At 63.7% G+C, this 20,175-nt stretch carries 21 protein-coding genes and 2 pseudogenes; 16 read left to right on the top strand and 7 right to left on the bottom strand.

Annotation, left to right across the window (positions count from 1 at the left end):
- Positions 1–8: 8 nt before the first annotated feature.
- Together ku and A7D17_RS12250 are read right to left on the bottom strand one after the other, a co-directional pair.
- On the bottom strand, positions 9–977 hold the full coding sequence (gene ku / locus A7D17_RS12255) for a non-homologous end joining protein Ku (protein ID WP_064509335.1): 969 nt from the start codon (positions 975–977) through the stop codon (positions 9–11).
- Positions 977–1,375, bottom strand: coding sequence for a hypothetical protein (locus A7D17_RS12250; protein WP_064509334.1), 399 nt, complete (start codon positions 1,373–1,375; stop codon positions 977–979). Before A7D17_RS12250 ends, ku begins: the two co-directional genes overlap by 1 nt.
- A 150-nt stretch (positions 1,376–1,525) precedes the next feature.
- Here A7D17_RS12250 and A7D17_RS12245 point away from each other — a divergent pair, with 150 nt between their 5' ends.
- On the top strand, positions 1,526–1,705 hold the full coding sequence (locus A7D17_RS12245; RefSeq protein WP_064509333.1) for a hypothetical protein: 180 nt from the start codon (positions 1,526–1,528) through the stop codon (positions 1,703–1,705).
- A gap of 106 nt (positions 1,706–1,811) precedes the next feature.
- On the opposite strand, the gene A7D17_RS12240 is transcribed toward A7D17_RS12245, so the two are convergent.
- Positions 1,812–2,207, bottom strand: coding sequence for a DUF779 domain-containing protein (locus tag A7D17_RS12240; RefSeq protein ID WP_064509362.1), 396 nt, complete (start codon positions 2,205–2,207; stop codon positions 1,812–1,814).
- 451 nt (positions 2,208–2,658) lie between these two features.
- On the opposite strand from A7D17_RS12240, the gene A7D17_RS12235 reads away from it, so the two are divergent.
- Positions 2,659–3,219: a hypothetical protein gene (locus A7D17_RS12235; RefSeq protein ID WP_064509332.1), complete on the top strand. Its 561-nt coding sequence runs from the start codon at positions 2,659–2,661 to the stop codon at positions 3,217–3,219.
- A 75-nt stretch (positions 3,220–3,294) separates the two neighbouring features.
- The gene (locus tag A7D17_RS22855) at positions 3,295–4,623 is read left to right on the top strand and encodes an XVIPCD domain-containing protein (protein ID WP_082861928.1); all 1,329 of its coding nucleotides are present in this window, start codon (positions 3,295–3,297) and stop codon (positions 4,621–4,623) included.
- 267 nt (positions 4,624–4,890) lie between these two features.
- Here A7D17_RS22855 and adh read toward each other — a convergent pair whose 3' ends face one another.
- The 4 genes from adh to A7D17_RS12210 all read right to left on the bottom strand — a co-directional run bounded on the left by adh (position 4,891) and on the right by A7D17_RS12210 (position 10,043).
- On the bottom strand, positions 4,891–6,420 hold the full coding sequence (gene adh / locus A7D17_RS12225) for an aldehyde dehydrogenase (protein ID WP_064509331.1): 1,530 nt from the start codon (positions 6,418–6,420) through the stop codon (positions 4,891–4,893).
- A 394-nt stretch (positions 6,421–6,814) separates the two neighbouring features.
- Complete coding sequence (locus A7D17_RS12220) at positions 6,815–7,423, bottom strand: hypothetical protein (RefSeq protein WP_161946543.1); 609 nt, start codon at positions 7,421–7,423, stop codon at positions 6,815–6,817.
- Positions 7,395–7,691, bottom strand: a complete 297-nt coding sequence (locus A7D17_RS12215) for a hypothetical protein (RefSeq protein WP_064509329.1) — start codon at positions 7,689–7,691, stop codon at positions 7,395–7,397. The genes A7D17_RS12220 and A7D17_RS12215 overlap by 29 nt, the downstream gene beginning before the upstream one ends.
- Positions 7,692–7,916: 225 nt before the next feature.
- Positions 7,917–10,043 (bottom strand): TonB-dependent receptor family protein, encoded by a 2,127-nt coding sequence (locus A7D17_RS12210; RefSeq protein WP_064509328.1) that lies wholly within the window; start codon positions 10,041–10,043, stop codon positions 7,917–7,919.
- Between the two features lie 157 nt (positions 10,044–10,200).
- Here A7D17_RS12210 and A7D17_RS12205 point away from each other — a divergent pair, with 157 nt between their 5' ends.
- The 13 genes and pseudogenes from A7D17_RS12205 (at position 10,201) to A7D17_RS12155 (ending at position 20,070) form a co-directional block, all read left to right on the top strand.
- Entirely contained in the window at positions 10,201–11,403 is a 1,203-nt protein-coding gene (locus A7D17_RS12205; RefSeq protein WP_064509327.1) for an amino acid aminotransferase, read from the top strand.
- Positions 11,404–11,773: 370 nt separating this feature from the next.
- Positions 11,774–12,784: a class 1 fructose-bisphosphatase gene (locus A7D17_RS12200; RefSeq protein ID WP_064509326.1), complete on the top strand. Its 1,011-nt coding sequence runs from the start codon at positions 11,774–11,776 to the stop codon at positions 12,782–12,784.
- Between the two features lie 314 nt (positions 12,785–13,098).
- Positions 13,099–13,551, top strand: a complete 453-nt coding sequence (locus tag A7D17_RS24095) for a hypothetical protein (RefSeq protein WP_153041939.1) — start codon at positions 13,099–13,101, stop codon at positions 13,549–13,551.
- A gap of 264 nt (positions 13,552–13,815) precedes the next feature.
- Positions 13,816–14,283 (top strand): DUF4410 domain-containing protein, encoded by a 468-nt coding sequence (locus tag A7D17_RS12195; protein ID WP_064509325.1) that lies wholly within the window; start codon positions 13,816–13,818, stop codon positions 14,281–14,283.
- 146 nt (positions 14,284–14,429) lie between these two features.
- The gene (locus A7D17_RS12190; RefSeq protein WP_064509324.1) at positions 14,430–14,834 is read left to right on the top strand and encodes a hypothetical protein; all 405 of its coding nucleotides are present in this window, start codon (positions 14,430–14,432) and stop codon (positions 14,832–14,834) included.
- A 138-nt stretch (positions 14,835–14,972) separates the two neighbouring features.
- Positions 14,973–15,113, top strand: a pseudogene (locus tag A7D17_RS25245) (GYF domain-containing protein); the annotation flags it as partial.
- A 201-nt stretch (positions 15,114–15,314) separates the two neighbouring features.
- Positions 15,315–15,869 carry an RDD family protein gene (locus A7D17_RS24860; protein ID WP_239692174.1) on the top strand — a complete coding sequence of 185 codons (555 nt, stop codon included), beginning with the start codon at positions 15,315–15,317 and terminating at the stop codon, positions 15,867–15,869.
- A 2-nt stretch (positions 15,870–15,871) separates the two neighbouring features.
- Positions 15,872–17,485: a hypothetical protein gene (locus A7D17_RS12180; protein WP_239692173.1), complete on the top strand. Its 1,614-nt coding sequence runs from the start codon at positions 15,872–15,874 to the stop codon at positions 17,483–17,485.
- 241 nt (positions 17,486–17,726) lie between these two features.
- On the top strand, positions 17,727–18,194 hold the full coding sequence (locus tag A7D17_RS12175) for a LuxR family transcriptional regulator (RefSeq protein WP_082861937.1): 468 nt from the start codon (positions 17,727–17,729) through the stop codon (positions 18,192–18,194).
- Positions 18,195–18,533: 339 nt separating this feature from the next.
- Entirely contained in the window at positions 18,534–18,824 is a 291-nt protein-coding gene (locus tag A7D17_RS24520; protein WP_064509320.1) for a hypothetical protein, read from the top strand.
- A gap of 185 nt (positions 18,825–19,009) precedes the next feature.
- Positions 19,010–19,237: a hypothetical protein gene (locus A7D17_RS12165; protein ID WP_153041938.1), complete on the top strand. Its 228-nt coding sequence runs from the start codon at positions 19,010–19,012 to the stop codon at positions 19,235–19,237.
- 118 nt (positions 19,238–19,355) lie between these two features.
- Positions 19,356–19,610, top strand: coding sequence for a DUF2164 domain-containing protein (locus A7D17_RS12160; RefSeq protein WP_064509318.1), 255 nt, complete (start codon positions 19,356–19,358; stop codon positions 19,608–19,610).
- A 70-nt stretch (positions 19,611–19,680) separates the two neighbouring features.
- Positions 19,681–20,070, top strand: a pseudogene (locus A7D17_RS12155) (hypothetical protein).
- Positions 20,071–20,175 lie beyond the last annotated feature (105 nt).

The following is a 20,175-nucleotide window of genomic DNA, read 5'->3' as shown; positions in this document are numbered from 1 at the left end:
GGCGGGGCCTATCCGGCCTTGCGGCGCGGCGGCGCCTTGCTGGCTGTGGTCCTGGCGGTCTTGGCTGCGGTCTTCTTGGTGGTCTTCTTGCCGGCTTTCTTGGCGACCTTCTTGGTTGCGGCTTTCTTTGCCGGCGCGGCGTTCGAGCCTGCGCCACTGCTCTTCTTGGCCGGGGTGCGCGTCTTTGCCTGCAGGCTCTTCTGCAGCAGCGACATGAAGTCCACCACGTTGGTGCTGGCGTCTTCGTGCTGCGGCGGCTCGGCCTCCACCTTGGTGGTGCCGCCCTTGGCCTGGATGCGCTTGCGCAGGATCTTCTCGAGTTTGCCGCGAAATTCGTCGTGGTAATCCTCCGGATGCCAGGTGCCGGACATCGACTCGATCAACTGCCTGGCCATCTGCTGTTCCTTGGGGGTGATGCGGTACTCGCCCACCGCGCCGGCCGGCAGCTTGTAGTCCTGCGGGTCCACCACTTCCTGCTGGTAGCGCAGCAGCAGCAGGATCAGCGCGTCGCCCTGCGGCATTACTGCGGCCAGGTATTCACGGGTGCGGATCACCACCTTGGCAATGCCCACCTTGCCGGTATCGCGCAGGGTTTCGCGCAGCAGCACATAGCCTTTCTCGGCTTTCTTGCCGGGTACCAGGATGTAGGGCTTCTCGAAATAGCGCGGGTCGATGTCAGCCGCGTCGACGAAGGTCTCCACTTCCACGGTCTCGTGGCTCTCCGGCGCGGCGGAACGGATGTCCTGTTCCTCGACGATGACATAGCTGCCCTTGTCGTACTCGAACGCCTTGACGATCTCCTTCCACGGCACCTCGTCGCCGGTGTCGGCGTTGACACGCTCGAACCGGATCGGCTTCTTGTCGCGCGAATCGAGCATGCGAAAGTGCAGATCCACCTTGCGCTCACCGGACATCAACGACACCGGTACATTGAGCAAGCCAAAGGACAGCGTGCCGGTCCAGATCGGGCGTGCCATCAGTGCGCTACTCCGTGTACGGCCGCGTCGGGAATGTGGTCCAGCGCCAGCCAGGCATCCTCGACGATGTTGCGCGCATGCGGCCAATCCAGACGCGAGCTGCCACGCATGCTTTCCCATTGCGCGGCCAGTGCCTGCTCGCACTGTGCATCCGGGCCGCGCGGCCAGTCGGCCGCATGTGTGACGCGCGCAAACGCGTAGACCGGCGACAGATCGCGCCAGGTTGGCCCGCCGCGGCGACGGCGGCGCTGGTAATCGGCCAGGCTGTAATAGTGGAAGTCCTGGGCCACACCTACCGGATCGGCAACAAGCACCTTGTGGTGTGCGCGCTTGGGCGATGCGGGGTCAAGGTGGACGCTGAACAGGCGACGATCGGGACGGCGGTCCAGGGTGCGCATGGGTCTGCTCCACGGTGCGGCATGGGGCCGTCATCAGTACCGCCGCCGCCGTGATCCATACGTGAGAAATACGCATACATTTTGCGATTTGCATGGCCTTCACCGTACGCGCGGTGAACTCGGGCATCCATCGAGTGCAGGAGACCAGCCATGACCCGTGACCCCCTACGCGAGCAACCCGCCCAACCGGGCGAGCAGCGTGGCAAACGCGATGCCGAACAGTACGAAGACCGGGGTGCTGGCGATGCGCCGGGCCGTTTGATACCGGCCGATGACCAGACCCCCGCAAAAACCCCGGGCAGCGCGCCATCCACGGCGCCGGATGACTGAATGCGTGTCGCTGAGAGGTGTCTTGTTGAAAGCGTGTTGTTGAAAGGCGAGCGAGCGGGCGTCAGCTCGCCATATCGCCAGTGCTGCTGATTGCAGCGCAGCTGGCTTAAGCCCTGCCGGCCTGCTGCAGCCGTGCGAATTCATCGTCGTCAAACAGCCGCGAGCGCACCAGAAAACGCACGCCTTCGCCATTTTCCAGCGAAAACATGCCACCACGGCCCGGCACCACATCGATGATCAGCTGGGTGTGCTTCCAGTATTCGAATTGCGGCGCGCTGATATAGAAGGGCGCGCCGCCAATCTCGCCCAGCACCACGTCGCGGTCGCCGACGATGAAGTCGCCGACCGCAAAGCACATGGGCGACGAGCCATCGCAGCAACCACCGGATTGATGGAACAGCAGATCACCATGGCGTGCGCGCAAGGTGTCGATCAACTGTAATGCTGGCAGCATGGCTATGACCTGCAATGGCAAGTCCGTCTGGGTGATCGTGCCGTGCATCATCTGCCTCCAATGGCCGCGTCAGGCTGCCATGTCTTGCACGATACGCCCTCGCGGTCATGCAGGCACGCATGCATACGGCCGTTGATGTGGCTGTCACGTGTGTCGGTCGCCACGGTCGTAACCACCCAGGTGTTCTGCAAGGGACGTGCACCGCTCGAGGTCAGGCGGCAGGGGGCAACTCAGATTCGGCCGTATCCGCGATCAACCATGATCCGAGCACCGGACCGCCACGCAGCCTGCGCGTGAGCCGCTCCCCACAGCCGCATGGAGCGCAGACGTAGCGGCACTCGCAAGAGGCACCGGCCGCACGGACGCAGCCGATAGTCGCCGCCCTCACATGCCACTCGTACACTGCGCCCCTGTGCGCCATCCGCCTCCGTCCGACGCCTTCGCGTCACGTGGTGCTGGTCACTGTGCGCTTTAACGCTCAGACGGAAGGAACCACACCATGAAGCAACGCCTGCTCACCGCCGCCCTGCTTGCCCTGCTACTGCAGGGTTGTCAGGTACCCGAGCCCACTGCCGCCGCCGATCCCGCTGCGCCGACCTCCACGGCCACGACAACCGCCGCCCCGGAACCAGCACCTCCGGCCACCCCGGCAGCACAGCGCCCCGCGCTGCCCCAGGGAGCCTGCGAGAAAACCGAAGACGGCTTCTCTACGTTTCTGGAAGCGATCGTCGCCGATCCGGCATTACGTGCGGCCTACAGTGCCCCTTACGTCGAAGAACGCGACCTGCGCGACCCGTCCAAGCCGGTGGACCGCCCCGGCGAGCCGTTCCGGCTGGTCCTGATCGATTCGCGCTGGTCCTACGACGAGCCCGACAAGCAGCCCGAGCAACTGGCGCGGGTGAAGCTCGAGCTCAAGCCCGACGGCGAGCGCATGCGCGCAGAGTTCATCAGGGCCGAGTTCTCCCCCGACGAAGAAGTCGTCAGGACCGTCGGGACGCCGGAGGCCTATGTGTTCGACTACACCCAGCAATGCTGGCAGTTGACCCAGCATCTGCGCTGATCGGCGACTGGCCTGCCCGTAGGCAGGCAGACTCCGTCACCCCTGGTTGTCTTGCTATCAATAAGGAAATTGCACATGCCCCGGTACACCATCGTCGAATCGGTCGGACGCGGCGTCCAGCACATCCACGACTACGAAGACATCGAGCGCCATCACCCCACGCGCGGAAACGAGCGCGGGCGCGTGTACGGCAGCGTCAACGGCGAACGCGAAGAATTGCTCGGCAACTACAACGGCGCGGCAACTGTCTCGCGCGATGGCGACCATTACGTGTCGAAGGATTTCGTGCTGCAGGCCGGTGGGACCAGTGCGGTGCCGGTGCCGGCCATTGCCAGCGGCTATATCGGCCGCGTGGATGCCAGCGACGGGATCGTACAGATCTACGACAGGCCTGCCTCCGACCCGAGCCGCGAAATGATCGCGCAGTACCGGCATCTGGACCTGCGCAATACCCAGCTGGAAACCGGCGCACGCATCGAATACGGGCAATCGGTGGGCATCCAGGGCGGCTTCAACAACGGCAATCCCAGTGCGTTCGGCAAGCACGTGCATGTGGACATCAACACCAGCTACCTTCCACAGGCCGAACGCTATGTGCGCGACATCAGCAGCGGCACGATCACCACCGATCAGCGCCCGCAACACGCCCAGCCCAACCTGACCGGTACGGCCCAGGTGACGGACATTTCAGGCAATGGCCGCACAGTCGCTGCGCCGGGCGGGGCCGCAGGGGTGAGCGCCGCGCTGCTGGCCGATGGCGTGCTGCGCAAGAACGAACATGGGCCAGACGTCACAGCGCTGCAGGAACGCCTCAATGCGCTGGGATACACCGATGCCCAGGGCCAGCCATTGGGCACCGACGGCAAGTTTGGCGATCGCACCCTGCAGGCTGTGCAGGCATTCCAGCGCGATCACCAACTGAGCGATGACGGCATCGCCGGCCGGGACACCTTCAAGGCGCTGGCCGGCGCCCAGCCGCGCCAGCCCGAGCATGCCGCCGCCGCGGAGCAACGTGACACGTCATCGCGCCAACCGCTGTTGTCCGATCAGGCGCATCCGCAGCATGCAATGTACCAACAGGCAGTGGGCGCGCTGGAAAAGCTCGGCCCTGCGGGCGGGTTCAAGGACCGCAAGGAGCTGGAGCAGGCCGCCGGCACCCTCACCCACGACGCCAGCATCAGCGGGCTGACCCGCATCGACCACGTCACGCCCAACAAGGCCGGCAACGGTCTGTTTGCGGTGGAAGGCAGGCTGGACGACCCTGCACACCGCCGCGCCTACGTCGATCGCGACCAGGCGGTGCAACAGACGCTTGAGCAATCCACGCAGAAACTTCGGCAGGATCTGCCGACCGGTATCGAACAAGAGCCTGCGCGCGAAACCAACCGCGCGATGGCGATGTAGCAGGTCATCGGTTATCGCAACATCCTGCAGACGGTAGGGTCTGCTGCCTGCGAGGAGCTGCTGCATGCGCGATTGATCGATCGGGACAGGCGACGAGCAGTTGCATCGTGACAACGGACTGCCTGCAGGCGCTGCGTTGGGGTGATGCGAGCCGCAGCGCGCAACGGCTATGCCGTCGTCCAAGGGTCACCCTGACACCCACGATGCGGAGGCGCCGTGCCTGCACTGTTGATGGCGTGCCGCCCGCACAGGCGGCACGCCATCGGCTCAGAAGAACCCTAGCGCCTTCGGCGAATAGCTCACCAGCAAATTCTTGGTCTGCTGGTAATGGTCGAGCATCATCTTGTGATTCTCGCGGCCAATGCCCGATTGCTTGTAGCCGCCGAAGGCAGCGTGCGCGGGATAGGCGTGATAGCAGTTGGTCCACACCCGACCGGCCTGGATCGCGCGGCCCATCCGGTACAACCGCGACGCATCGCGGCTCCACACGCCGGCGCCCAATCCGTAGAGCGTGTCGTTGGCAATGGCCAGCGCCTCCGCTTCGTCCTTGAACGTGGTGACCGACACCACCGGGCCGAAGATCTCTTCCTGGAACACGCGCATCTTGTTGTGGCCCTTGAAGATGGTCGGCTTGACGTAGAAGCCTTCGGCCAGTTCGCCATCGAGCGTATTGCGCTCGCCGCCGATCAGCACTTGCGCGCCCTCCTGCTTGCCGATGTCGATGTACGACAGAATCTTTTCCAGCTGCTCGCTCGATGCCTGCGCCCCGACCATGGTGTTGGGATCGAGCGGGTTACCCTGCTTGATCGCCGCCACCCGCTTGAGCGCCTTTTCCATGAACCTGTCGTAGATCGATTCCTGGATCAGCGCACGCGAGGGGCAGGTACACACTTCGCCCTGATTGAACGCGAACAGCACAAAGCCTTCCACCGCCTTGTCGAGAAAGTCGTCGTCTTCGGCCATGACATCGGCAAAGAAGATGTTGGGCGATTTGCCGCCCAGCTCCAGCGTCACCGGAATCAGGTTCTGGCTGGCGTACTGCATGATCAGCCGGCCGGTGGTGGTCTCGCCGGTGAAGGCGATCTTGGCGATGCGCGGGCTGCTGGCCAACGGCTTGCCGGCCTCAAGCCCGAAGCCGTTGACCACATTCAACACGCCGGGCGGCAGCAGGTCGCCGATGACCTCCATCAACACCAGGATCGAGGCCGGCGTCTGCTCGGCCGGTTTCATCACCACGCAGTTACCGGCCGCCAGTGCCGGCGCCAGTTTCCAGCACGCCATCAGCAACGGGAAATTCCACGGAATGATCTGCCCCACCACGCCCAGCGGTTCGTGGAAATGATAGGCAATGGTGTCGCTGTCGATCTCGGAGATGCCGCCTTCCTGCGCACGAATGGCACCGGCGAAATAGCGGAAGTGATCCACGCATAGCGGCACATCGGCATTGAGCGTTTCGCGTACCGGCTTGCCGTTGTCCCAAGTCTCCGCGTACGCGAGCAATTCAAGATTCTGTTCAATGCGATCGGCGATCTTGAGCAGCACATTGGAGCGATCGGTGGTGGAGGTCTTGCCCCAGGCTTCTTTTGCGGCATGTGCGGCATCCAATGCGGCTTCGATATCCGGCGCGGTGGAGCGCGCAATCGAAGTGAACACCTTGCCGCTGATCGGGGTGGTGTTGTCGAAATATTGACCACCGTGCGGCGCAACCCATGCGCCGCCGATGTAGTTGTCGTAGCGCGGTTTGAAGATCGATTGCGGGTCGGTGCTGAGCGGCTTGGTGGAAGGTTGCGCGTTCATCAAGGTCTCCGGCTGAAATGACGACCCAACGTGTATACCCGGCACAGTGCTAGCGCAATGTCAGCAGCCCTCCTGTTGCGCCGCGTCATCTTCCGACCGCTCTGAGGACTGCATTCGGCCTGGAATTTGGTTGCGTTGCATCATCGCCGGTAACACAGGGACAAGGCTGCACGACCGCAGGAGGGCGGAGTGCCCGATGCATCCGGGAAACGGCGATGCGCCCGCGCCGACGTGCAGGGTCGAGATCCTCAACAGCGGCGGCACAGCCAAGGTGCAGCCGCTAGCAGACATGCAGCGCGTACGCGGGAAGTTGCCGTAGCCCACTCGTGGCAGGCGACTTATCCGCCAGATTCGCTCACACGGACCCCGATCTGCTGCAGCCTTTTCCGTTGCTCTACGATTCCTGCGCTTGAGCGCCTGCCTCGGACAGCAACGGCTCGGCCGGAGATGTCTTGCAGTCGGCGACGGTCGTCTGGCGATAGGAACGCAGCTGCCATGCAGCAGCGCGATTGACGGGCTGCCAGGCGCAGACCCAGCGGTAGCGCTGGCCGGCCTTGCAGGCATCGATGGTGATCTCATCACGTGGCCGGCCGCTCACAGGCAACGGCGCGGCATCGTGCGCCGCGTCGGTGTGCGTCCCCAAGGGATTATCGAAGGACGCCGTGCTGACACGAACATCACCCAGGCCCGCCACGGTGGCCGGCGGCGGCATCTGCCTGGGTTGGTCACTCGACCGGGACTGTTGCAGCAACCAGCCGTGGATCTGCACGATGGCTGGCGAACCGGCGGGGTAGTCACGCACGATATGCAGGTCCATGTGATCCGCCCACGCCGCGCTGCAAGCCAGCAGACTGACCACTATCGCTGAAGCGCCGAGTTGCTGCTTCCACTTCATCATCGTCGTGCTCCATGCCCTCAGTGAGGGGCCAAGGCTTGCACGCAAGTCCGAGGGGCCTGCACCGTCGTGCGGCGCATCAGCCGGCCGCCATGCTTCCCGCGGCACGCCATGTCTGCACTGCCGCAAGCACATGCGTGCCGTGCACCTCGCTGCCATCGCGTGCGGCGTAGTCGTGTGGCCGGGCCCGGAACTGGGCTGCTAGCTGTGCGCAGGCACCATGTCGGTCTGCGAGCACAGCGGCATGCTCGGTTGCGCTCAATAACAGCAGGATCGAAAAGCCGGCGGCTGAGATCGAGCAGTTGATATCCAGCAAATAACGGTCTTCATCGCGCAAGAGAAACCAGTCTGCTGGTGCATGGTCGACGACGATCATAGAGGAACCTGGCGTGTGTGGATGGAAAGGCGCTGCATGAGACGATCGCCGCCTATCGCGCACCACGTAATTGATCAACGGCGCTTCAGCGCGCCCGCAAGTACGTCTGCGGTGTACCCAAATCAGCGATCCGGTTGAGCCACCAAATGCGCTTGACTTATAAGCAATGGAACAGACGCGGTGAAGCAGAATGCGCGTTGTAGAACACGCACCGCCGCCACAGGCTCACCCTCCAAAATCCCACTGCAGCCCCACCGTATAGGTGCGGTCCGGGCCCGGCTCGTAATAGCGCCCGTTGCCGTCGTTGACGATCACCGAGCCGACGTATTGCCGGTCCAGCGCGTTGTCGATGCGGGCGAAGGTACGCAGCCCGCCGAAGGTGGTGGTCCAGCGACGCGAGGCTTCCAGGTTGAACAGCGCGTAGCCGGGCGCGCGCTCGGTGGCCAGGTCGTTGACCACGGTGGCATCGGAGGCCACCGTTTCGGCGGCGAACTGCCACTGCGCCGGCTGCCACTGCCAACGCGCGAACAGCTGCTGCCGCGGCACGCCCGGCAGGCGTGATCCGCTCGCCACCGGCGCAGTGGGCGTGGCGCAGCCACTGCTGGCACAGGTGAGGTAGCCATCGCGCACGGTGGCATCGACGAAGGTGTAGGCCAGCTGCAACTGCTGGGTGGCACCCACCGGTTGCTGCCAGCTCAGCTCCGCGCCCTGGCGGCGGGTGGCGCCGATGTTGCGGAAGGTGCTGCGGCCGTTGGTGTTGCTGGCCACTGCCAGCTCGTCGTCGGTGTCTGCGCGAAACAACGCCAGCTGCAGCGCCGCGCCGCTCTGCGCGCGCCACTTGCTTCCGATCTCATAATTGCGACTGGTGGCCGCGCCCAGATCCAGCGCCAGGCCCGCGCCGCCGTCGTTGCGATACCCCAGCTCATTGAAGGTGGGCGTTTCGAAGCCGCGTCCGGCCGAGGCGTAAAACCGCAGATCGTCGGTGGCGCGGAACACGATGCCGGCCACCGGCGTGGTGGCCGAGTACTCGCGCCGCCCACTGTCGTCGGGATTGCGGCCCACGATGTAGTGGTCGTCCGACTTGAAACGCACCTGGCTATGCCGCACGCCCAGCAATGCCGACCAGCGCTCGCTCCATTGCCACCAGGCCTGCGCAAACTGATCCACGTTCTCCACTTGGTCGCGCTGATTGCGGCGCAGCGCGCCCTGCACGCCCAAGGTATCGCCGACGAAATTCTCGTAGCCGGTGCGGTGCTGCCGTTGGCGATCGACATTCGCGCCCACGGTGAGCTGCAGCGGCCGGCCCAGCGCCTGCCCCTGCCAGGCCCAGCGTGCGTCGGCGCCTTCGTAGTTGCTGTCCAGATCGATCACCCCGCCGGCATGCAGCGGATTGCGCTGCACCGCCACCGGCACCGCCAGGAACTGCTCCACGCTGCGCTGCCCACCATAGGCCATCAGCCGCACCGTCTGGCTGTCGAACTGCTGGGTGAAGATCGCCCCGGCCTGCGATTGGCGCACCGATTTGCGGGTGGTGAACTGGGTGGCCACCGATGTGGCCTGGCGTGGGTCGGCGTCGAATTGCGCGCGGGTCAGGCCGAGCGGGTCCTGGGCGTCGGGTGCGTCCAGATAATTGAGCACCAGGTCCAGCCGGCGGCCCTCGGCAAGATCGAAGCCCAGCTTGGCGTTGACCGACTCGCGCTTGGCGCGGCTATGGTCGCGGAAGCCGTCGGTTTCGAAATGATTGGCGGCCAGGTTGTAGTGGACCGCGCCCTGCTGGCCGAGCAGTTGCGCGCCCACATTGACGGTGGCATTGCTGCCGTAGGTAGCGCGCAGCCGCCACGGGTCGTCCGGCTTGCCGTCAGCGCTCCACAGTTGCAGCACGCCGCCGGAGGAATTGCCGTACAGCGCCGAAAACGGCCCGCGCAGCACTTCCACCCGCTCGGCACCCAGCACGTTGAAGTGCGACAGCTGCCCCTGGCCATCGGGCATGCTGGCCGGGATGCCGTCCACCAGCAGCCGCACGCCGCGCACGCCGAAGGTGGAGCGCGCACCGAAGCCGCGAATCGACAGCTGGGTGTCCTGCGCGTAGTTCTGGCGATCGCGCGCCACCAGCCCGGGAATGCCGTCCAGCAACTCAGACACCTGCGCGCCGCGGCGGTTGTCGTCGTCGGCCGCCACCACGGTGAACGAGGCCGGCAGGTCGAAGTCGTCCACCCCGTGCACGCGGGCGGCGTCCACCTGCACGGCCGGCAGTGTCTGGGGCGCGGGTGCCGGCTCGGCGGCCAGGGCGGGCGCGACGGCGCTCGCGACGAACAGGCCGCACGCGGCGGCCAACAAAGGGGGTCTGGGCATGGGCGTAGTGTCCCTTATCCGTACTGTGAGCGCATTGTTGCGTACGGAACGAAGCATGCTACGCCGGCCATGGGCTGCTACGATGAAGTGGTTTGGCCCAGCCGCGGCCGAGCATCCCGGAAGTACCCCACTCTTTCGTCCTTCAGCGAGTCATGCCGTGTCCTTCTTTGCAAACGTGGAACAGGTTCCAGGCGACCCCATCCTGGGCCTGACCGAGGCCTACAACGCCGATAGCCGCCCCAACAAGGTCAACCTGGGCGTGGGCATCTATTACGACGAAAACGGGCGCATCCCGCTGTTGCGCGCCGTGCACAAGATTGAGCAGCAGCTCGCGCAGGACGCCAAACCGCGCGGCTATCTGCCAATCGACGGCCTGGCCGCGTACGACAAGGCCACCCAGGAGCTGCTATTCGGCGCCGAGTCCGCGCTGGTGGCCTCCGGCCGCGTGGCGACCTCGCAGACCGTCGGCGGCAGCGGTGCGCTGCGCGTGGGCGCGGACCTGCTGAAGAAGCTGCTGCCCACCTCCACCATCGCCATCAGCAACCCGAGCTGGGAGAACCATCGCGCGGTATTTGGCGCAGCCGGCTTCGAGGTGGTGGATTACACCTATTTCGATGCGGCGACCCACGGCCTGAACTTCGACGGCATGCTCGCCGACCTGGCAAAACTTGAACCGGGCACGGTGGTGCTGCTGCACGCCTGCTGCCACAACCCCACCGGCGCGGACCTGACCAAGGACCAGTGGAAGCAGGTCGCCGGCCTGCTGAAAGAGCGCAACCTGTTCCCGTTCGTCGACATCGCCTACCAGGGCTTCGACAAGGGCATCGAAGCCGACGCCTACGCGGTGCGCCTGCTGGCCGCCGAAGGCATCGACAGCTACGTGGTGGCCAGCTCGTATTCCAAGTCGTTCTCGCTGTATGGCGAGCGCGTGGGCGCGCTGTCGGTGGTCTCGGCCACCGCGGCCGAAGCCAAGGCGGTGCAGTCTCAGGTCAAGCGCATCATCCGCACCATCTATTCCAGCCCGTCCACGCACGGCGCCGCGCTGGTGGCCGGCGTGCTGACCAGCCCGGAATTGCGCGATCTGTGGGAGCAGGAACTGACCGAGATGCGCGAGCGCATCCACTCACTACGTGCAGGCCTGGTCGAGAAGCTGGCCACGCTGGGCGCGCCGGAGTTCGCCTTCATCCAGCGCCAGGCCGGCATGTTCTCGTACTCGGGCCTGACCAAGTCGCAGGTGGATCGCCTGCGCGACGAGTTCGCCATCTACGCCGTGGGCACCGGCCGCATCTGCGTGGCCGCACTGAGCCAGCGCAACCTGGACTACGTGGCACAGGCCGTGGCGACCGTCAGCCGGATGTAAGCGATCGCATCGCGATCGACCGCACCGGCCAATGCCAGCAAACCGGGAGCGCGCCAGCCTCCCGGTTTTTTTTGTGCCCGCAGACGCCGCTCCCTTCCCCCGCCTGCGGGGGAGGTGCCCGAAGGGCGGATGGGGGCAAGCACAGCCCAACCATCGCCAACCCACCATCACCACGCACCGGCATCGCTCCCTTCCCCCGCCTGCGGGGGAAGGTGCCCAAAGGGCGGATGGGGGCAAGCGCAGCGCAACCATCCGCCCCCATTCGCGCATGTTCGATCAATCACGCTACAAAACGCGCAGCAAGTGATCGAAATCTAACGACGCAATGGCGACAATGGCGGCCCACTTCCTACACAGGCTGCCCGCCCCCATGTCGCGTCCCTCGCTGACCCGCTTCCTGATCGAAGAACAACACGCCGGCCGTATCGATGCGGAATTGCGCCAGCTGATCACCATCGTCTCGCGCGCCTGCAAGCGCATCTCCATCGCCGTGAGCAAGGGCGCGCTGGGCGGCGTGCTTGGCGATGCCGGCACCGGCAATGTGCAGGGCGAGGCGCAGAAAAAGCTCGACGTGCTGAGCAACGACATCCTGCTCGAAGCCAATGCCTGGGGCGGTCACCTGGCCGCGTGCGCGTCCGAAGAAATGGACCACAGCCAGCCGGTGCCCGACCAATACCCCAGCGGCGATTTCCTGCTGCTGTTCGACCCGCTGGACGGCAGCTCCAACATCGACGTCAACGTGTCGGTGGGCACCATCTTCTCGGTGCTGCGCGCGCCCAAGGGCACCGAGAAGCCCGGCGACGAGCACTTCCTGCAGCCGGGCACGCAACAGGTGGCCGCCGGCTACTGCATCTACGGACCCAGCACGATGCTGGTGCTCACGCTGGGCCACGGCACCCACGCCTTCACCCTGGAGCGCGAGGAAGGCAGCTTCCTGCTGACCCAGGCCAACATGCGCGTGCCCGAAGACACCGCCGAATACGCCATCAACATGTCCAACCAGCGCCACTGGGAACCTGCGATGCAGGCCTACGTGGGCGACCTGCTCGCCGGCAAGGACGGCACCCGCGGCAAGGACTTCAACATGCGCTGGATCGCCAGCATGGTCGCCGACGTGCACCGCATCCTCACCCGCGGCGGTATCTTCATCTACCCCTGGGACAAGAAGGACGCGTCCAAGCCGGGCAAGCTGCGCCTGATGTACGAAGCCAACCCGATGAGCATGCTGGTGGAACAAGCCGGCGGCGCGGCGACCACCGGGCGCGAACGCATTCTCGAGATCCAACCCACGCAGCTGCATCAGCGCGTGCCGGTGTTCCTGGGCTCGAAGAACGAAGTGGCCGAGGCGACGCGGTACCACCTGGATGCGGATAAGGCGTAAGGCTGCCGGTCTGATCCAGTGACTAGCAGCGGCATTTGACCTGGGACACCCGCAGACCGCGGGTGTCTCTTTATGTACCCGCTGCCCCACGACTCATGGAAGAAGAAGTCCTTTGAAGCAGTTCAGAATGCCGCATAGCTGGTACACAGACTCGCCCGCCGGGTTGGTGCTCGACGATATCCATGGAAGAAGTGCAGGCGAACAGCCAGGCCTCAAGCAGGACCTGACTTTCCAATTGCAGCATGGCGGCCGCATTCTCATCGGAGAACCCGCTTGCTGAGCGCAAATAATGTTTCCCCATCGCAATAGCCGGGATGACCAACGTCTTGTTCGCAACCGCACGCGCCACAAAAGCCGGCTTCATCTTTCTGGGCTCGGTGCTTTTTTCATGTGTCGCAGCAACAGTTTTGAGCGGATTTTTCTTTGCGCTTCTTCTGGCAATATCAAGCGATAGCGGAACGGCCGGTGCATTTTTTTCGTATTACTGCTTTTTCTCCTTTTGCATTGGCTCACCGATATTTTTCTTCTTGGGTGTCCCAATACTGCACTTTGTCCCCGGACTAAAGTATGCACACCCCTACATCGCAGGAATTGCGGGGGCTGCAATCGCAGGAAGCATCGTTTTCATCCTGCGCTTGATGCATAATTCCGTAGCGCCACCTTCTTCCTTCAGCTCTGTTGCGTTGTTTATCGCTTGCCCGTCACTTTGGGCAGCAATCGCAAGCTGCATCTATCAGCGTAGCAAAGAGCTCGCGTCGGCAACGTAACTGCTTTGTACGAGGGTCATGGTTCGAATCACAGAGCGCGTATGAAAGACGCGCCAGATTGCAGTACCCGCCTGAGGCACTGGGTGGCGACAGCAACATGGATATGACCTTTTATCGCCCGCGCGCATCGCCATGTTCCGGGACCGGCCCCCCGCTCGGGATCCACCGTCAGAATTTCCCCGACAGGCGACAGCAGTTTGCTTTGTTACGCTTGATCCCCGGCCGGCAAGCGGCCGGCTCGAATGGATGCCACGGGGGACATAGATGAAGAAGCTTGGTTGGGTGCTCGCAATGACGAGCGCTGCGTTGCTGTGCGCCTGCTCCACCAACAGCGTGGTGCGTCAGAGCTACAAGGCCGATGCTGCCACGACGTATTGGTATGAGATCAAGGGCAACGAGGATACCGATGCTGCGAGTCTGGCGATGTTTCGACGTCAGCTCGATGCAAAGCTCGGCGAGGCCAAACTCCGCGGCGTGCAAGGTGCGCCGGGAGCACGCGAACTGGACATCAGCGTCACCCATTACTACATGCGCAGCAACGGCGCCCGGTTCTGGGCCGGCATCATGGCAGGACGCGACAAGGTCAAGACCTCCATCGAGGTCAAGGATGCCGGCAAGACGGTAGCCGCATTCGATGTGGAATCGACCAACACCTCGGCATGGGGGACCTCGGAAGGCCTGATCGAAACGCATGCCGAAGAAATCGTCGAACGCCTGACCCAGATGCGATAACGCGTGCGGGTGGCGGCACCACACTGATGCACAGTGGTGCCCGAACTCAGCACCACGTGGTTTGCACAGCACCCACCTCATTTACACGCCACACTGGATGCTGTCACTGCCCGGAGCGGCAAGACATCTCTTCAACAGAAAAGATCATGGACGTCAGCAATCTGTCTTTCAATAAATCGCACAAGCAGCAGGCCAATGCCAGGGATGCCGTCAGTGGGCTGCGCTGGATCCTGTTGGCATGCCTGGCGGCCGGATTGAGCTTCGGCACTGCGGTCGCGATGACCGCCACGGGGGGCTTGGGAACCGCCACCACCATCGTTTGCCTTGTGCTGAGCGTACTGGCAGTCGGCTGCGGCGCCTATGGCGGCTACCTCACTGCAACCGCACTGGGTTGGTCGTCGTTCGTCACCGGCGCGATGGTGGTATGCGCAATCGTCCCGTTGCTTAAATATGTGTGCTTTGCGGTGCTGGCAGTACAGGCATTGACGCAGATCCGCGCGGCGGGATACCTGTTTACCCCAATGGGACCACTGCGCAGCGCCGATCCTTGATCGAAGCAGCAGATGCGCGCGCAACGTTACTGACAGATCACAGCTGGCTGCCCGCCGCGATCCGGTGCTCGAGCACACTGAGTGCCTCAAGTTGCTTGCCGTCCTGCCGCTATCGCTTGCATCAACCGCGTCAACGCAATGGGTGCCTTGCACATGGAGCAGTACTGGTATGCCCAGGAAAATGGAGCATCGAGCGGGGCGACCCGGATGCAGGCACAGGCGTGGTTTGCCGAAGGACGTATCCACGCGGACACGCTGATGTGGACGGCAGGCATGTCGGGCTGGGAGCCGTATGCGCGCTGCTCGCTGTCGCAAGCCACTCCGCCACCGATCCCTGTTGATGCAATGAGCTTAGTGGCGCTGCATGCCGGGCAAGCCGATGGCAGCACCCCGGCAACACGCAACTTCGACTCCACCGACTTCCTGGCGACGATCAGCCGGCCACAGCTTGCGGTCCCGGCCGATGCGCCGCTGCTGCACGTGTACGCCGATGGCTGGCAAGACATCCGTGCGCATCCATGGCGCCGCTGTTTTGCACGCAGCTTCGACACCCTTGCGCTCGGCCTGCTGCTGTGGTTTTCCATCGGCATTGTCGTGGGCACGGTCAGTCCACCGCTGTACTCGGCGCTGGTGGCGCCGGTCTCCAGCAAGGCGCTGCTCTCCGGCATTCTGACGAGCCTGTTCCTGATGCCGATGCTTGCCATCTGGATCGGCCTATGCGGCACGACGCCCGGCAAGTGGGTGTTCGGCGTCCGCGTTCTGCGTGCGGATGGATATGCGCTGGGCTTTGCAGATGCACTCCGCCGCGAGGGACGGGTGTTCGTGTTCGGCATGGGCCTATGCGTGCCGTTGATCAGCATGATGACGCAGTTATTTGCTCTCGTGAAACTGATCAATGCAGGCAAGACCTCCTGGGACTTGAAAGCGGGCTGGGTGGTCACGCACCGGCCGACAGGCCGCTGGCAGATCACTCTGTATGTGGTCGCCGGCATCTCGGCGATGGCATTGGTGGCGCTGATGCGCTGGATGCAATGAGCATGCAACACCTGCATTTACGCGACAGGCGCGGCTATCTCGGTGTGTGGGAGATGGCCCAGGTGCAAGCCGAATTCGGACGTGGCCGCTATCGTGCCGACACCATGTCGTGGCGCCCTGGCGAAACAGCGTGGACCTCCCTCGGACGCCGCTGGAGCCCGCGCATGACACCGTGGCTGCCCGTCCTGGGGGCACTCGCACTGTTTGGCTGTCTGGTCCTTGGCGTCGCGCTGCCGTTATGGGGTTTTCACATTCCCGGGCGGCTGCCATTGCCGCTGGCCTGGCATCTGAGCCTGTTTGCCGTGTCGCTGATATTGACTGCAACGGTGCTGGGTATCGCGATCAAACGCGACCCCGGCTACGGTCCCTCGCGCGCGTGGACGTCGGTGTGGTTGCTGATCTTGGCACTGCCATTGATTGCTGCATTGCTCTACCAGGTGGTGAGTAACGATCGTGCACGTCACGAAGATCCAGACGCACGAATGGTGCTGAGTGCCGACAGGCGGGTGCTAAGCATCGACGGTAGTATCGCGGCGAATTTTATCGATGACTTCAAGGCTGCCATGGCGCGTGCGCCGCATCTGCAGCGGATCGATATCCGCAGTGGCGGCGGGTTGGTCGGCGACGCACTTGAAGTCGCCAAGATCATCCGTGCCCGCGACCTGGTAGTGCGCGTGGATGACTATTGCGCCAGCGCCTGCAGTTTGCTATGGGCGGCATCGCCCGAGCGTGAGCTCGGACTGCGAGGCTCCATCGGGTTGCACCAAAACAGAATGCTGGGTAACGCGCCCAAGGAATGGCGCGAATCTGCGCTGGCGCAGGGGGATGCGCAATCGCGTGCCATCCTGCTGCGCGCCGGATTCGGGCCTGGCTTGTTGTCCAAACGCAGCCATACGCCGCCCACGTCGATGGCCTGGATCGATGCCACCGAGTTGGTCGAAAGCGGTGTCAGCGTGCGTATCCTGGATGCGCACGGCAAGCCAGCAACGCCTGCCGCCATTGCCATGGCGGGTGCCTTGCACCAGATGGGCGCAAGCGATGCGTCCTGGCGCACCTATCTGGCTTATGCGGCCAAGCAGCCGGACCAGGTCCTGCAGCGCGCACCGTCGATTCGTCAGGCGCTGCTTGCCAAGGACAAGGACATTGCTGTTGCGTGGTTGGGCAGGCTGTACGCTGACATGACAGCATTCGCATTTGGTCGCTCGACCGATGCCGACATGCTCCGCTGGGGCAAGGATGTGTCCGCGCTTTGGGACGACACGGTGCGCACCCAGGACAAGGCGCAATGCAACACCTTGCTGGATAACGGCGAGCGTCCGCAGAGTGAGCAAACGCGCGCACGCGTGCGTGACTTGCTTGCCGACTTGATCGCCCGCACCGCGGTGCAGGCGCCGCAACGCGCGGTGTCCGACGCAGAAGAACAGGCCACACGCTTGCGCTACAACACCCTGTTCTGGACGGCACTCGCATCACAGCCGCGCCCGGTCGAGTGGACGACATGGTCGCAGCCACAGCGCTGCAAGGTATCGGCACAACTCTATCAAGAAGCGCTTTCGCTACCGCCTGCGCAGGCGGCGGCCGCGCTACGCGCCTTGCGCATCATCCATTTCGATTGAACCACGCATCGCCGGCTGCGCTTGCACCGCCGCCGGCGTGCCGCAGAAGCGGGGCCGCCGACTCGATACGCCGGCGGTTGACTCACCACCGTTCGGCGGTGAGTATCGCCCTCGGGCCGGAGTGGAACGGTCTACGGGAAGTCGATCTCTACGCGCAATGCCTTGCAAGCAGTCGCCTGACTGCCCGCAGGGATCACATATCGATCAGGGAGTTCTCATGAAGACCGCATGCGTTGCACTGGTGGCTGCCGTCATGTTGCAAGCCACGCCCGCCTTCTCCGCGCCAACTGCGCCGTCGCCACTGGTCGGAACCTGGCTACTGGACACCAGCAGCCTGCCGATGCCACCGGCTGCACGACCCAAACGCGTTGTCCTGGAGTTCAAACAGGTTCCAGGCAACAAATGGGCCACCAGCGCCGAGATCGTCGACCACGACAACAAGACGCTGCAGGCACAATCCACGCTGTTGCTGGATGGCACGCCGGGCAAGGCCTCGGGCACCTACCTGGTCGATCGCGCCGCAGTCAAGATGCCCGAGCCCGGCGTGCTGGTGATGCAGTTGATGTATCAGGGCGTCCCCGCATCCACACGCACCTATACGGTCAGTGCCGATAACAAGGTGATGACCGAGATCGAAGCCTACTTCAAGGACGGCAACCCGATGATGCGCACGGCGTATTTCAAGCGCGCGCAACGGCAGAGCAAGTAAGCGACATCGAGTCGCGCCGTAGCATGGCGCGACTCGATGTTTTGAGAGACCTCGTTTGAGAGACCTCGCAGTTCGACCGCTGGCCTGCGGTGCGCTGCGTTCTCCGCTCGACGAAGTGACAAAGCCGAGGAGACCCCCGTGAGGGAAATCTGGAGTATCACGCCGAATAGGGGCCTGGGACCGCTTGAATTCGGCATGACGCAAGCGCAAGTTGCCGCGTTTGAAAGTGTCATGGGACGCGTTTAGGAGACGACCGAAGAACTGCTGCCCGACGGTAGCCTGGCAATCAACCAGTTCCGTCATCGCGACGCGCCGTTGTGTTCGTTTCAACGGGGACGATTGACCTATCTTTCGATTGGACAGTCCGACACGATCAACATCCGGTTCCAGGACGTTTCTGTCTTCGACGACGATCCGAAGCTTGTCTACTCGACGCTCGGGCGAGCGGCAGGTGCGGTCTTCTGGCATCGCAACAGTGTCATCATGCCATCGCTGGGACTTGAACTGGCCGGTTTCGTGATCGAATACAGCCCGAAAGGAAAGCCGCCCGTGTTCGTCAGCAAGACACCGGCATTGACCTGGCCGCAGCTGGTGCTCGCTCAACCCGGCCAGGAACATTTCAGGAATTAGGATTTGATCGAGATTTCCAGCTTGGCAGAGTGATACCAAACCAGTCCGGAAACATTCTGATCGTCACTGTGTCACGACCTCGGTCCAGTTGATTGGCGGGCGCACTATGCAGAGAGTTGTCGACGTGCGTGTGGATCTCCCTCTCGCCCATGCAGGTGAGCTGCTGTTCTCCAAGCAAGATGTGCATGACAGGCTTGATGACGGCGGCCGCATCCTCATTGGAGGACTGGTGTGTTGATTTCGAGTACGACCTGCAGTGCGATGCGGCCGGCATGACGGGGCCGGTTCAGCGCAAGGCGCTATTGCCAGCCATGGCACAGGGGGCGAAGGCGGGCTTGAAGATTCTCGCCGTCTCGATCTACCTTGCCTACATTCGGGCAGGCCGGCCTTCCGGTTGGCCGGTTGCCACATGACCCTCAATCTCGATGCCGCCCAGGCATGCGGTTGGGTTCAACCGCCGGGAACCGACCTAAGCTGCCTGTGTCGTACGTAAACTGTCCCGAGACCGTCGTTGAGCCGACCAGAGCACCCATGACCGAGATCACATTCACAGAAGGCGAGCGGGCGGCGATCATCCGCAAGGTCCAGCTTTACTTCAGCGAAGAACTGAAGCAGCAGATCGGACGCTTCGATGCAGAGTTCCTGCTCGATTTCTTTGCCGAGGAGGTCGGAGCGTACTTTTACAACCGCGGCGTCTACGATGCCCAGGCGATCATCGCCAAGCAGCTGGACGATCTGGGAGAGTCGATCTACCAGCTGGAACGCCCGACCGAGTTCAAGAAGTGACTTGCCTTACCGCGCGGATGCGATGATGAGAGCCGACAACCGCGTTCCTACAGGCAGGGACGGCGTGCGAATGAGCATGCGCAGTGCCCGTTTCGTTATTGTGCTGGTTGGCGTGTTGCTGCCCTATGCGGCGCGCCTGCCGCGCGGGGCGCAATGGCTTGCGCAATAAACCGACACGGCTATCGGCGGCTGGCTGTTCTTGGGCGCGTTCAATGCGGTTGCATGGGGCGCGCTGCTCGGCATCAGCTTCCTGTACCGGCGTGCGATCTCGCTACTTGTCCCCTGCGCGTTCGGCTTCGGTGCACTGGCCTGGGCGCACGCCACGCTGGACCTGCGTGCCGACGCGCAGTCGGCACTGGCGCTGATCTTCATTCCGATCTATGCACTGCTGCCCATTGCGGTGGGCGGAGCACTGGGCTACGTGCTGGATCGGCGGCTGCGCCGCACGGCAGCACGCTGATGCGCTCAACGCATACATCCTGCCAGCTGCGGCGGTTGCTGCCGCGTGCGATGGCCGGCATGAGCGCTCCCACGCTTTGAGCGACAGAACGACCACACCCTGCCG

The organism is Xanthomonas floridensis (assembly GCF_001642575.1).
GTDB classification, from domain to species: Bacteria; Pseudomonadota; Gammaproteobacteria; order Xanthomonadales; family Xanthomonadaceae; genus Xanthomonas; species Xanthomonas floridensis.
This window is presented reverse-complemented; position numbering and strand designations above follow the sequence as displayed.